Annotated in this window: 12 protein-coding genes, 1 tRNA gene and 2 pseudogenes; 5 read left to right on the top strand and 10 right to left on the bottom strand. The window is 61.5% G+C overall.

What is annotated here, in order from left to right; genetic code table 11:
- Positions 1–56: 56 nt before the first annotated feature.
- Positions 57–800 (bottom strand): GntR family transcriptional regulator, encoded by a 744-nt coding sequence (locus tag BCA01S_RS31435; RefSeq protein WP_027780293.1) that lies wholly within the window; start codon positions 798–800, stop codon positions 57–59.
- A gap of 163 nt (positions 801–963) precedes the next feature.
- Between BCA01S_RS31435 and BCA01S_RS31430 the strand changes: the two genes are divergently transcribed.
- Positions 964–2277 carry an MFS transporter gene (locus tag BCA01S_RS31430; RefSeq protein ID WP_027780292.1) on the top strand — a complete coding sequence of 438 codons (1314 nt, stop codon included), beginning with the start codon at positions 964–966 and terminating at the stop codon, positions 2275–2277.
- A gap of 2 nt (positions 2278–2279) precedes the next feature.
- Complete coding sequence (locus BCA01S_RS31425; protein WP_027780291.1) at positions 2280–3170, top strand: amidohydrolase family protein; 891 nt, start codon at positions 2280–2282, stop codon at positions 3168–3170.
- 92 nt (positions 3171–3262) lie between these two features.
- Here BCA01S_RS31425 and BCA01S_RS31420 read toward each other — a convergent pair.
- The 8 genes from BCA01S_RS31420 to BCA01S_RS31385 all read right to left on the bottom strand — a co-directional run bounded on the left by BCA01S_RS31420 (position 3263) and on the right by BCA01S_RS31385 (position 10966).
- Positions 3263–3339 (bottom strand) — tRNA-Val (locus BCA01S_RS31420).
- Positions 3340–3421: 82 nt separating this feature from the next.
- A complete protein-coding gene (locus tag BCA01S_RS31415; protein WP_027780290.1) occupies positions 3422–4921 on the bottom strand; it encodes a M81 family metallopeptidase in 1500 nt (499 codons plus the stop codon).
- Positions 4918–6216, bottom strand: coding sequence for a Zn-dependent hydrolase (locus BCA01S_RS31410; protein ID WP_027780289.1), 1299 nt, complete (start codon positions 6214–6216; stop codon positions 4918–4920). Before BCA01S_RS31410 ends, BCA01S_RS31415 begins: the two co-directional genes overlap by 4 nt.
- A 32-nt stretch (positions 6217–6248) precedes the next feature.
- Positions 6249–6950: an ABC transporter ATP-binding protein gene (locus BCA01S_RS31405; protein WP_027780288.1), complete on the bottom strand. Its 702-nt coding sequence runs from the start codon at positions 6948–6950 to the stop codon at positions 6249–6251.
- Positions 6947–7714, bottom strand: coding sequence for an ABC transporter ATP-binding protein (locus tag BCA01S_RS31400; RefSeq protein ID WP_027780287.1), 768 nt, complete (start codon positions 7712–7714; stop codon positions 6947–6949). Before BCA01S_RS31400 ends, BCA01S_RS31405 begins: the two co-directional genes overlap by 4 nt.
- Positions 7711–8775, bottom strand: coding sequence for a branched-chain amino acid ABC transporter permease (locus BCA01S_RS31395; RefSeq protein ID WP_027780286.1), 1065 nt, complete (start codon positions 8773–8775; stop codon positions 7711–7713). The genes BCA01S_RS31400 and BCA01S_RS31395 overlap by 4 nt, the downstream gene beginning before the upstream one ends.
- The gene (locus tag BCA01S_RS31390; RefSeq protein ID WP_027780285.1) at positions 8772–9632 is read right to left on the bottom strand and encodes a branched-chain amino acid ABC transporter permease; all 861 of its coding nucleotides are present in this window, start codon (positions 9630–9632) and stop codon (positions 8772–8774) included. Before BCA01S_RS31390 ends, BCA01S_RS31395 begins: the two co-directional genes overlap by 4 nt.
- Before the next feature lie 125 nt (positions 9633–9757).
- Complete coding sequence (locus tag BCA01S_RS31385; RefSeq protein ID WP_027780284.1) at positions 9758–10966, bottom strand: ABC transporter substrate-binding protein; 1209 nt, start codon at positions 10964–10966, stop codon at positions 9758–9760.
- 243 nt (positions 10967–11209) lie between these two features.
- Between BCA01S_RS31385 and BCA01S_RS31380 the strand changes: the two genes are divergently transcribed.
- Entirely contained in the window at positions 11210–12070 is an 861-nt protein-coding gene (locus BCA01S_RS31380) for a FadR/GntR family transcriptional regulator (RefSeq protein WP_042320080.1), read from the top strand.
- A 49-nt stretch (positions 12071–12119) separates the two neighbouring features.
- On the opposite strand, the pseudogene BCA01S_RS39295 reads toward BCA01S_RS31380, so the two are convergent.
- A pseudogene (locus BCA01S_RS39295) lies at positions 12120–12387 on the bottom strand (IS256 family transposase); the annotation flags it as partial.
- A 121-nt stretch (positions 12388–12508) separates the two neighbouring features.
- Here BCA01S_RS39295 and BCA01S_RS35765 point away from each other — a divergent pair.
- Positions 12509–12991 (top strand): annotated as a pseudogene (locus BCA01S_RS35765) (transposase); the annotation flags it as partial.
- Between the two features lie 116 nt (positions 12992–13107).
- Complete coding sequence (locus BCA01S_RS39290; RefSeq protein WP_027780279.1) at positions 13108–13572, top strand: hypothetical protein; 465 nt, start codon at positions 13108–13110, stop codon at positions 13570–13572.
- The last annotated feature ends 89 nt before the right edge of the window (positions 13573–13661 follow it).

Here is a 13661-nt window from a genome sequence, read left to right as displayed (position 1 = left end):
AACGCCACCCTGAGTGGGAAGCTGTGTTCGGCGGAAACCGGCGGGCTAACGCGGGTCTAGCGAATTTCGACCTGGTACTGGAACGTATCGGCCGCGCCGCGCGTGCTGCGCCATTCGAACGGCGTGCCGGCGAAGTCGGAGGCGACGCGGTGAACCAGAATCACCGGGCTGCCGGTTTTCATGCCGAGCAGTGAGGCGGTTTCGGCGGTAGCCTGTTCTACGCGGAGTATTTCGGTCGCCGAGGCCACCATCTGCTTGCAGAGCCGTTCGTAGAGCGGGTACAGCAGGTCTTCGAATTTGTCGAGCGGCAACGCGGCAAGCGCTTCGAAGCGGGCGCGCGGCAGCCAGATTTCCTCCGACAACACCGCCTGCCCTTCGATCATTCGCACGCGCGACAGATGAATTGCCTTCTCCGAGGCCTTCATCCGCAGAGCGTTGCGAATCTCTTCATTGGGCTTCACCACCTCGCGCCTCAGGACGCGCGCGGTGGGGCGCACCGGCTGGCCGTCGCGCGAGACAAAACGAAAGAAGCGGAACAGCGACGAATCGAAGCGCGGCCGCCGCACGAACGTGCCTTTGCCTTGAGTGCGGGTAAGCACGCCGTCGCTGACCAGCAGGTCGATCGCCTTGCGCACGGTGCCGGTCGAAACGTTGTAGAACTGGCCTAGTTCCGCCTCGGTAGCGATGGCCTCTTCGGGCGCCCATTCGCCGGCGGCAATGCGGCTCACGAGGTCGTCGCGCAATTGCTGATAACGGGGCAGCCGGTCGTCCGGCCTGGACACGAAAGACGCCGTATTCATGGATTCATACAGTTATGCAGAGGAGTAACTACTGTACCGCATTGAATCGATCGAAAGCGAGCAAGGGTTATTACCCAATGACCAGCAGTCCGAATGGGCGCAAGATTCATACAGTCATATATATGAATCACTGGAACAGCAGGACGAACGGACGGAGATGGCTATGTTCAATTGGTACAGGCAGGGCACGCCTGTGGAGCGCAACACCTTCTGGGGGTGTTTCGCGGGATGGGGTCTGGACGCGCTCGACGTGCAGATGTTCACGCTTGCCATTCCAGCGATCATCGCGGCGTATGGCATCGACCACACGCAGGCGGGCGCGATCAGCGGTGTGACCCTGGTCTCGTCGGCGCTAGGCGGCTGGATTGCTGGCGCGCTGTCGGACCGCTTCGGCCGAGTGCGCACCTTGCAGATGACGATTCTCTGGTTCGCCGGCTTCACCTTCCTGTGCGCATTCGCTCAGAATTTCCCGCAGCTGTTGCTGCTTAAAGCGCTGCAAGGCTTTGGATTCGGCGGCGAATGGGCTGCCGGTGCTGTGCTCATGGCGGAGACGATCCGCACCGAACATCGCGGCAAGGCAATGGGCGCGGTGCAAAGCGCGTGGGCCGTGGGTTGGGGCGCCGCGGTGCTGGTCTACGCAGCCGTATTCTCATGGCTTCCCGCCGACACCGCCTGGCGCGTGATGTTCGCAGTCGGCCTGCTGCCCGCCGGCCTCGTGCTATTTGTGCGGCGCAATCTGAAAGAGCCGGTGCGCATTGAGCCCGCCGGCGCGCGAGTCGGTCCCAAGGTCTCAGCGTTCGGTCAGATCCTGCAAGTGTTTCAGCCTCGCGTCCTTCGAACCACGATCATCGGTGCGGTGCTCGGCACGGGCGCTCACGGCGGCTACTACGCGATCATGACGTGGCTGCCCACGTTTCTCGCGAAGGAACGGCATCTGTCGGTGTTGAATACCGGCGGTTACCTCGCTGTCGTAATCGTCGCGTTCTGGTGCGGCTGCATGCTGAGCGCGTACCTGCTCGACCGGATCGGCCGGCGTCGCAACATCGCGTTATTCGCTTTCTGCTGCATCGTCACCGTGCTCGCATACGTGATGTTGCCGTTGACGAATATGCAGATGCTCGTGCTTGGCTTCCCGCTCGGCCTCTTTGCCGCCGGCATTCCGGCGAGCCTCGGCCCGCTCTTCAACGAACTGTATCCCGCCGACATGCGTGGCACCGGCGTCGGCTTCTGCTACAACTTCGGGCGCATTGCATCCGCAGGCTTTCCGGTTCTGGTCGGCTACATGAGCCATTCGATGTCGCTCGGCGCGGCCATCGGCATCGACGCAGCCATTGCCTACGGGCTTGCGATGACCGCGGTACTGCTGCTTCCGGAAACGCGCGGCAAGCGTCTGCGTGATAGCGCGCCGGAGCGGGCCGCAGATGCCGCCGATGCCGCCGACGCAGCGCGCCTCAACCTGAACTCCCCGCGCAGTTGAATATGAACGCACACGCATCCTTACCGTCGTTTGCACACGCTGGCGTCGACACCCACGCACACGTTTTCGAGCAGGGCTTGCCGTTGACCGGCGACCGCCGCTACGCGCCCGCCTACGACGCAACGCTCGACGACTATCTGCCGCTGCTGAACGCGCATGGAATGACGCATGCGGTACTCGTGCAGCCGAGCTTTCTCGGCACCGACAATAGTTATCTGTTGCAAGCGTTATCCGCGGACACCGAGCGTCTGCGCGGCGTTGCTGTCGTTGCCCCAGACATAAGCGCGAATGATCTTGACGATCTGCATAGGCGTTGCGTGACGGGCGTTCGCCTTAACCTTATCGAGCAGACGCTGCCGGATTTGCGCGCGCGACCGTGGACGTCGTTGCTGGACCACGTTGCGCGACTGGATTGGCATGTCGAGTTGCACAGAAACGCAGCCGATCTGGCACCGCTGATCGACCAGCTTCTGGAGCGCGGCGTGCGAGTCGTCGTCGATCATTTCGGCCGGCCCGATCCGGCTTTGGGCACGCAGGATCAGGGGTTCCAAGCGCTGCTCGGCTTTGGCAAGACGCGGCGTGTGTGGGTGAAGCTGTCGGGCGCATATCGCTGTACCGCACCGGATTCGCGGTTCGTTGCAGATGCAACACAGCAATTGATCGAGCAATTCGGCCCGGACCGTTTGATGTGGGGCAGCGACTGGCCGCACACGCAATACGAAGCGGTGACGAGCTATGGCGACACCTTGTCGACGCTGCTTGACGCCGGTCTCGATTCGACCGCTCTCGGCGCGATCTTGCGCACCACTGCTCGTTCGTTCTATGGATTCGACGTTGAGTCTGTCGTGAATGCGTCCGCAACGACGGCCGCCGTGCAACGCGCGACGTATTGAATGCGGAGAGAAGAAAGCGAGGAGTTACAGCGACTGTTTTGACAGGACAGTGGACGAAAGCGGAGCCGCTTTCGTCCACCTCACTGATGCGTTGGTAGGCTCGATTGGATTCGAACCAACGACCCCCACCATGTCAAGGTGGTGCTCTAACCAACTGAGCTACGAGCCTGTAGAGGCGCGAATTATAGAGAGTCTGTCGAAACTGTACAAGAGTCAGACGGCATTCTTGTTGTCGACGCTCGCGCCACGCATTACGACGCGCTCCATTCGGTATTTGCATCAAGCGGAAAGACCGGGCGCCGGATATTCCGGAAAGCGAACAGGCCGTAGTCCGAACTCGTCACGCCCCGGCTATCGCATTCCACGAGCCCGGCGGAGATCGGCACGAAAACCGGACGGCAATACATGCGCGATTTGAGTAGCAGGAAGCGCGCGCGACGCGGGTCGATACCAACGCTTTCGAACACGCCGAGGTCCCACGGCTCATGCGTGTGTTCGGTCACGACCAGTTTCACCGTGCCCGTATCGAGAACCGCGGCGCGTCCCATGTGTGCTCGCTGTCCGGTGTAAGTCGGACCGCTGATCACATATTCGCCGTCGGTCAAGGCGCGCACCACACCGGTCATCGCGACGGGCGCGCGCGGCGTCACCGCACTGCTTCCAACCTTGTTGCCGATCGTGACGGTCACCGCGCTGCCGACGCCCGCGGCCATCAATGCGGCCACCGCCTGCGGATCGCACAACGGCCCAGTGACGATGCCTTCCAGATTCTGCCGGAGCGCTTCTTCGAGCAGATCCATCGTGTCGCACGTGCCGCCCGACATGCAGTTGTCGCCATGATCCAGCAGCAGCACCGGCTTGTCGGCGTCTTTCGCTAGAGCGGCGGCTTGGGCAACCGATTCGGCGAGCGGCGCGCTGCGATAGACGAACTCCTCGCGCTCGTTCCAGATTTGTTGCGCGATTCGCTCGGCCACTGCTTCCGCTTGCGCGCGCTCTCCATTGCCGACAACCACGACGCTGATACACGGCGCAGCGATATCCGCGAGCGAAAAGCCGGACAACACCGAGACCGCGAGCATGCCGTCGGCCTCGGCGGCGCGCGCGGCGTCGACGGCACGCTTCATCGCGCCCTCAGCGGTTGCGCTGCGCAGCGTGTGCGTGAGCAGCGGCGGCTGGCGCCAGGCGATGACCGGCTTCGCCTCGCCATGTATCAGAGCAAACAGCAGACGCGCGGCGTGCGCGCCGGTTTCATACATATCGACGTGCGGATAGGTCTTGAAGCTGACGATTACGTCCGCGTTGTCGATCATTTTCTGCGTGACATTGCCGTGCAGATCGAGCGCGACGGCAATCGGGGCATTGGGCAATGCCGCGCGCACGCGTTCGAGGAGATCGCCCTCGCCGTCATTCGAATTTTCCGCGACCATTGCGCCGTGCAGGTCTAGCATCACTGCATCGCATCCGCTCGCGGCTGCCAGAATTGCGTCGCAGATTGCGTCGTATGCGGCCGCTTCGACGGGCCCGCTCGGGTTGGCCGCCGCCGACACCGGCGTAACGATCTGCGCGCCTTCGCGCGCAGCGGCGTCGATGAATGCGGCCATTGCGGTCTGCATGCCGTTGTTGTCGTTGAACGCGTCGTCGTTGAAGCTCGGGCCGGCGTTCGCACCGTTCTGGCCGAAAGCGGACAACGGCGTCGGCACCGGCGAGAACGTGTTGGTCTCGTGATTCATCCGCGCAATAAGGATTTTCATACGTTCGAACCCTCCGACATCGGCGCTGTCTGGACAATTTGCGCCGCTCTCAACATTGCGTGAAGCAACACGTTGCAGCCGGCTTCCAGATGATCAGCGCGCGCGTCCTCGATTTCGTTGTGGCTGATACCGTCCTTGCAGGGCACGAAGATCATCGCAGCAGGCGCGACGCGCGCAAGATACACGGCGTCATGGCCGGCACCGCTGATCACGTCCATTGACGAGAGGCCCAGCATCTCCGCGCCGTGTTTGACGGCGGCCACCAGTTCCGTCGCGAACGGTTGCGGCGCGAAGTACACGACCGGCTCGACATCAACCGCGATGCCCGCTTTTTCGCTCGCGACCGTGCAGGCGCTGCGCAGCGCGCTGTCCATTGCGGTCAGCGTGGTGTCGTCGGCGGCGCGCAGATCGACCGTCAATTTGACGCGGCCCGGAATCACGTTGCGTGAGTTCGGATGCACATCGACCCAGCCTACGGTGCCGCGCCCATGCGGCGCATGATCGAGCGCGATACGGTTCACGGCGTGAATGAGGTCGGCGGCAACGAGCAGCGCATCGCGGCGCAATTCCATCGGCGTCGGCCCTGCGTGCGCCTCCATGCCGTGCACGGTCACGTCGTACCAGCGTTGACCGAGTGCGCCTTGCACGATGCCGATAGTTTTATCGTTTGCTTCCAGCACCGGGCCTTGCTCGATGTGTGCTTCGAAATACGCACCAACGGTATGCGGCTTCGTGTCTTCGCTAACGTAGCCGATTGCGGTCAGCGCGTCGCGCACGGACACGCCGTCCCGATCCCGCTGAGCAAGCGCATGTTCGAGCGTGAAAGCGCCTGCAAACACGCCTGAGCCCATCATCACAGGAACGAAGCGCGAGCCTTCCTCGTTGGTCCAGACCGCGACTTCGATCGGCGCGAGCGTTGTAATGTTCGCACCGGCCAGCGTGCGCAGCACTTCGATGCCGGCGAGCACGCCGTAGTTGCCGTCGAACTTGCCGCCGGTCGGCTGTGTATCGATATGGCTGCCGGTCATCACCGGAGGCAGGTCGTCGCGCAAACCGGCGCGGCGCACAAAAATGTTGCCGATCGCGTCGATGCGAACCGTGCAGCCGATTTCCTTCGCCCAACTAACGACCCGGTCGCGCGCGATGCGATCCAGTTCCGTTAGCGCGAGCCGACAGACGCCGCCCTTCTCGGTCGCTCCAATTTTCGCGAGCTGCATGAGACTGTTCCAAAGCCGCTCGCCATCGACGCGCAAACGACTCACTGCCTCCGTAGGTTGCGATTCATGAACTTGCATCAGTGCTTCCTTATAGTGAAGTCGGCGCTGACTCAGACAACGCCGACGCCCAGATAGCGGTCCTTGATCGAGTCGTCGGCGGCGAACGACGCATTGTCGCCCGAATAAACGATCACGCCCTGTTCGATGATGTAGTGACGATCCGCGAGTTGCGTGCAGACTTCGAGGTTCTGCTCAACGAGCAAGATCGCCACACCTGCCTCGCGAATGAGCTTGAGTTGCGCGACGATTTCTTCGACGATCACCGGCGCGAGACCTTCTACCGGTTCATCGAGCATCAGAAGGCGCGGATGATTCATCAGCGCACGGCCAACCGCTAGCATCTGCTGTTCGCCACCGGACAGCTGTCCGCCGCCGTTCGCACGTCGCTCTTTCAGCCGCGGAAAAATGCGGTAGATGTCGTCGAGTTGCCACGGCGAGTCTTTGCGCGCGCCGAGCCGCAAGTTTTCTTCCACGGTGAGCAACCGGAAAACACCGCGGTGTTCGGGCACGAAACACACACCACGCGAGGCGATCTTATGCGGCTGCAGCCCGCTTATGGTCGCGCCGTTGAACGTCACGCTGCCGTTCTTCGGCGCGACGACGCCCGCGATCGCCTTGAGCGTGGTGGATTTTCCTGCGCCGTTGCGGCCCAGCAGCGTGACCGTCTCACCTTCCGCGATCTGCAACGAAACGCCTTGCAGGATGTGACTTTTGCCGTAGAAGCCGTGAATCTGCTGCACGTCGAGAATCATGCGCGGCCTCCGGTAATCATGTTGCCGAGATAGGCGCTGCGCACGCGCTCATCGCCGCGAATTTCATCGGGCCGCCCTTCCACCAGCACGCGCCCTTGTTGCATGACGGTGATCGTGTCGGAGATGTCCATCACAATGCCCATGTTGTGCTCGATCAGGACGACGGTGTAGTCCTCGCGCAGGCCGCGAATCAGTTGCTTCATGTCGTCGAGATCGTCGATACCCATGCCCGACGTCGGCTCGTCGAGAAAGATCGCCTTGGGACGCGCCGCGAGTGCCATGCCGACTTCGAGCCGCCGCTGCTGACCGTGCGACAGAGCGCCTGCTGACACTTTGCTGAAACGCTGCAACGCGAGGCGTTCGAGTATGTCGTCGACGGTTTCGGTGTGGGCCAGTGCGCCGCGCGGCGGCGTCCATGCATTGAGCGCACGCACGGAGTCGACACCTTGCGCAGCGAGCCGCAAGTTTTCCTGCACGCTCAGATTGGCGAACAGACTCGTCACCTGAAACGATCTCGCGACGCCGCGACGCACACGCTTGTGATCGGGCTCGTGCGTCACGTCGTGTCCGTCGAAGACAATCGTCCCCGCGGTGATCGGCAGAGTCCCGGTCAGAACATGGAAAAGCGTGGTCTTGCCCGCGCCGTTCGGACCGATTACCGAGTGCACGGTGCGCGGCATGATGCGCAGGTTGACCTCGGAGAGCGCCGTGAATTTACCGTAGCGTTTCACGAGGCCGCTTGCGTTCAGAATCGCCTCGCTCATGCGCGCTCCTTTGCGGTGTCGTCGGCTGCTGCGTTTGCATCGGCGCCGTCATTGCGGCGCATGGCATGCCATATGCGCTCGCCGAGTCCCCATAGGCCGCGCTGCATGTACAGGCTCACCGCCATCAGCACGATACCGAGCAACAGCAGCCAGCGCGGCCACAACGTCGAGAGCCAGTCGGCGAACAGCACATAGAAAGCGGCGCCCAGCACGGACGCGAAGAGGTTGCCGGTGCCGCCGATCACGGTCATCACGAGGATCATCTCGCTCGTGTGGTAATCGATGTTGGACAGTGGCGCGATGCCGGTCATCAACGCATGCAGTGCGCCCGCGAGTCCGGTTACTGCACCGGAGATGACGAACGCCATCAGCTTGAATCGCTTGACGTCGTAGCCGACGGCGGCGGCGCGTGCTTCGTTGTCGCGGATCGCAAGCAGCGTGCGGCCGAATACCGAGTGCGAGACGCGCATCAACAGCCAGAACACGACGAGGAAAAGTACCGCGACGAATCCGTAGTACTGCCACGGGGAAGCGAGCGGAATCAGCGCTTTGCCGGGCAACCCGAGCGCCGGTCGCGGAATGTCGAGCAGTCCGTTGTCGCCGCCGGTCAGGTCCGGCGTGGTGTAGGCGAGGAAGTAGAACAGTTGTCCGAATGCAAGCGTCAGCATCACGAAGTATGTGCCGCGCTGTCTGATCGAAAACCATCCGACCAATGCGGCCGCTATCGCGCCGATCGCGATTGCCGCCAGCAGCGCGACGGGCACCGGCAACGCGGCCCTGGTCAGCACGAGCCCCGCGCTATAGCTGCCGAGTCCGAAGAAAATGCCCTGCCCGAAGGACAGCAGTCCCGTATGACCGAGCAGAAGATTGCAGCCCAATGCGGCGAGCGCGAACACGAGCACTTCTGTCGCGAGCGAGCCGGAGCGCAACGTTAGGGGCAAGATGCACACGACGAGCAGCGCGAGCAACAGGAACCGATAGCGATGCAGCGCGTGTCGCAGAACGGGCTGCGATGCGCGCGAAACTGCTTTCGTTGCAGCGGCTTTGGAAGTATCGATCACGCGGCTCTCCCGAGTAGGCCATTGGGCCGCAGCAGAAGGACGGCCGCCATCGCGACGTAGATCATCAAGCGCGCGCCTTCGGGCCACAGCGTGCTCATGACGCTTTGCACGATGCCAACCAGCAGGCCACCGACCAGCGCGCCGAGGAAATTGCCCATGCCACCCACCACCACGACGACGAACGCAACACCGAGCGCCTCTATGCCCATAAAAGGATCGACGCCGCGAATCGGCGCGGCGAGCACGCCGGCGAGCGCGGCGGTTGCGGCACCGAGCGCGAACACGAGGCTGAACACCCGCAACACGTTGATGCCGAGCAGCGATACCATCTCCGTCGATTCGCTGCCGGCGCGCACCGCGCTGCCGAGACGCGTGCCCTCGAGCACCCACCAGAGCAACGCCGCGAGCACTGCAGTGAAGCCGATCACGAACAGACGGTACTTGGGATAAACAAAACTGCCCCAGATCACCACGCCGTTCAGCATGTCGGGAACGGCCACGTTGTCACCGAGCGGCCCCCACACGAGGATCGCGCATTCCTGCACGACGAGCGCGAGGCCTACGGTCACGAGAATATGGAACTCGTGCTGCTGCGCGTAGACGTGCCGCAAAATCAGCTTTTCGACGACCCATGCCAAGGCGCCGACCGCAATCGGCACGACGATCAGTGCTGTCCAGAAGCTCATCGACCACTGCATCGCCTGATAGCAGAAGTAGGCGCCAAGCAGATAGAAGGCGCCGTGCGCGAAGTTCACGAAGCGCAAGAGGCCGAACACGATCGACAAGCCCACCGCGAGCAGGAAATACAGCATCCCGACCCCGATGCCGTTGACGATCTGCAGGAGATAAACGTTCATGGCGTCCGTGTGAGGAATTGGCGAAATTCACTGCGTGTGCGTGCGCTTGTGCGTACGCTTCGTGCTCACATGCGCTCGCATGTGTATGTGCTGCGGTGTGCGAGACACCGCGGCGCCCGCGCGAATCACGCCAGCTTGCAACCGGTCTTGTCGAGAGGCAGAAACGATTGCCCTGAACTGACGATATCCGCGTAGTCGTCGGCGTTTTTCATCTTGCTCTTCGCCTTGCCCTTCAACAGATAATAGTTCTTCAGCACCTGATGATCGCCTTTGCGAACCTCTTCGGGTCCTGTCAAACCATCGTATTTCATGCCTTCGAGCGCGGCGACCACTTTCTTCGGATCGACGTTGCCGGCTTTCACAATGCCGTCCAGCAGAATCTTCGTGCAGATGTACGAGCCCGCCAGGCTGTAGTTCGGATTCGTCTTGAAGGCCGCCTGCGTGCGTTTGACGAGATCGCGGTTGAGCGGCGAGTCGATTGCGTGCCAATACTGTGCGCCGAAATACACGCCGTCGCACAAGTCCGCACCGAGCGATTCGAACTGCTCGAGACCGGAAGCCCACGCGAGCAGAATCGTGCAGTTGTTCTTCATGCCGAAGCTGACCGCCTGGCGCAGCGTGTCGGAAGATTGCGAACCGAAGTTGAGGATGAGCAACACGTCCGGCTTGGCGGCGACTGCGTTCGTCAAATAACCACTGAACTCTTTCTCGTTCAGCGAGTGATAACTGTTGCCTACATGCTCGATGCCCTTCTCCTTGAAGACGGCTTTTGCGGCGGACAACAGGCCGTCGCCGAACACGTATTGCGGCGTGATCGTGTACCAGCGTTTGGCCTTCGGCATCATCTGAATTAGCGGACGCACGGTCTGTTCAATTGCGCCATACGTGGGCACCGACCAGCGGAAGGTCGCATCGTTGCAGTCTTTCCCCGTGATTTCGTCCGCACCCGCTGTGGTGATGAAGACGCCGCCGGCTTTCTGGACTTCCTTGCCCATCGCCAATGATTCGGACGACAAAATACCGCCAGCAAAGAATCGTGCATTCTTCTGTTGCGCGATTTCCTGAACGCGGCGCACCGCTGTTGCCGGCTTGCCTTCCGTGTCGAGCACCGAATAGGCGAGCGGTTCGCCGAGAACCTTGCCATATTGTTCGATGGCGAGCTTCATACCGAGGTCTGCATACTTCCCGTTGGCGGCGAACGCACCCGACATCGGCACCGGACAAGCGAACTGCACGCTGCCTGCCTGTGCGAAGGCGCTGCGCGCGACGAGCGACCCCAACGTGCCCGGAACGGCCGACAACGCGGCCAGCTTCAACATATTTCGGCGATTCAAAATGACGCTCCTTGGAAGAGACACGCACTGAACGACTGCGAAAGCTTGCTGGCCACGGTGAACTTTCCACCACATCGGCTTTGTTCTATTTATCATGATAAATACGTTGAATATGATCGTAGGTACAATAAATTCCGGTGTCAATAAGGCAAAATTCCTGGCGGGCAACGACGCAGCTTTGCTTGCGCCGCAGTGGGCGCCGGCGGAACGCCGATGGTGCGGTACACAAATGGGAGCATGAAGATGGCCATGGATCGAACCAAGGCTGGCGCAGCGATTGAGATCAAGCAGCAGAAACGCGGCGATCTGGTCGCGGAAGAAATCAAGCGACTGATTACGGAAAAGGACCTGAAGCCGGGCGATCGCCTGCCACGCGAGGTCGAGTTGCAGCAACTCTTCTCGGTAAGTAAGAGCACGATCCGCGAGGCGCTGAAGTCGCTCGAAGTTCAAGGGCTCATCAAGGTGACGACCGGCCCTGCCGGCGGGGGCATGGTGGTGGAAGTGCCGCTCGATCGGACATTGCAGCTTCTGCAGAACTATCTGTTCTTCAAGGACGTTTCGATTGACGACATTTACACCGTGCGCAAACTGCTCGAGCCGGAACTCGCGGCAGGCGCGGTGCCGCACCTGACAGAGCAGGATTTCGAAGCGCTCGAGGCGAGCATTGCTTGCTGCGATCGGCCGGCTTCGGCGCACGGCGGGCAGGACATCGTCCGGCAGCGCCAGGAGGACGTGAACTTCCACGACATTCTCGCGGCGGCTAACCCGAATCCGTTCCTGCGTTTCAGTTGCGAGCTGATCAACGAGATGATCCGGCAGCTCATCGAGTTTCGTAACGATACGCCGCAGGCAGAGCACGAGCGGTTCGGCCAGGCCAACGTCAAAATTCATAAGGCGATCACAAAAGCGGCGCGTGAGCGTGACGTCGACAAAGTGCGCGAGCTGATGACGGTCCATATGACCGAGGCGCCGCGATATGTGAAACGGATGAAGGGGAAGCTGCGCGGGCGACTTATTCTCGACTCGGAGATCCGCCGCCGGGTGCGGGCGCGCAGTGCTGGTCCCGTGGATGCGGAGGCCGATGGGGGTGATGGCGGGGAGTGACGGGGTGTGACGGCGGGGTGTGACGGCGGGGTTGGTGGTGGTGCAGGTTGGTGGTAACGGTTGGTCGCCGAGGTCGGTGGCCGAGGTTGCCCGCCTTGCCTTGCTCCGCCCCGTTCTCCAGGTGATGCGTCAGCTCCGCTGCCAGCATGCGCTCAGCCCGTTGCTTCTTCAGTTGCCCGGCCAGGCCCGATTCGCCGAGAACCGACTCGGCATCCTTGTTCTGGATCTGCCCCGGTAGTTGGTCGATCAGTTCATCGGGGGAACAGCTTCGGCGCCTTCGGGCTCTTGCTCTTCCTGGTCACAGTTGCTTCGGTCATAGGACGTAATTCCGTTATCGTCTCATGACCTCGGCACACTAAAATTCTGACAGGCTCGGGCGCGGCATTGACAGCCGTCAGCCGCCGCCTCCTCCAGGCACCCCCGCCACCAGCCCAATGATATCCGGCTGCCCGGATCCAGACCTGCATCGTGCATCTGATCCGCAATTCGCTGAATCTGGCGAGCTGGAAGGACGGTAAGCCGTTGGCGGCTGCGCTCAAGCCGATCTATCAGGCCGCCACCGCCGAAGCCGCCGAGGCGGCGCTGCAAGCTTTCTCTCAAAGCGAATGGGGCAGGAAACTGCCTACGGTGGCTGCCATGTGGCAGAGCCAATAGGAGCAAGTCATCCCGTTCTTGGCCTATCCGCCGGAGGTGCGCAAAATCCTATACACAACCAACGCGATCGAAAGCATGCACATGCAGTTGCGCAAGATCGTCAAGAACCGCGGTCACTTTCCGAGCGACGAAGCCGCTAGCAAACTGCTGTACCTGGCCTGGCGCAACATCGAAAAGGATTGGAAGATGCCACCTATCACCTGGCGGCAAGCAGTCAATCAGTTCGCCATCCTCTTCGGCGAGCGATTCACCGCCGCCATCAGCTGAGATTTTTAACCGACCTCAGCACACAAAATTCCTGACACCTCCCTGACGGCAAGAAAGCTCAACCTTTTGACGGGCGCGCCGTTATTGCATCTGCACAGCACCTTCATGGGACCTTCATGGCACAACCTATTCCATTCTCCCGAAACACCGGCGCGGCACGCGCCCGGCATGCCAAGGCGATGCTCCTTCCGATGGCACGCCAAACCGCCGACGAGCTCGCGTTGCGCGTGCATTTGGCGCTCGACGCGTTGCGACGAGGCGACGGCGGGATAGGTGATGCTCAGACACTGACGCAAGTAATGCTGCTGACGGGTTTTCTGGCCGAATCGGGTTTCGGCTCCGCAACTGGCGAGCAACTCGGCGAGGCCGAGCGCACGATAGTCAAGGTATTCGACACCGGACGAGATACCGGCAGATGGATGCTCGATGAAAACGGATTCGCGATATTTGCACAGATCGCTACCAACTACGACCAGCAATTGCACCGCGCTCCGCTTTGGGCAGTTACCGAGGTCAGCGAACGGCTGGACCGTTTTACCGCGGGGCTGCCGGATCAATTTGCGACGCGAAAGAGGGCTTAATTGTCGCCTGGTTACTGAAGTTACTGAAATAGCCGGGGATAGATTCGAGCCAATTTTCGTCGATTGACGACGATTTGATTGCCTGGCTG

Source organism: Paraburkholderia caledonica NBRC 102488, assembly GCF_000685095.1.
Taxonomy (GTDB): domain Bacteria; phylum Pseudomonadota; class Gammaproteobacteria; order Burkholderiales; family Burkholderiaceae; genus Paraburkholderia; species Paraburkholderia caledonica.
The sequence above is the reverse complement of the archived record's forward strand: the minus strand, read 5'-3'. Positions and strand labels throughout refer to the sequence as shown.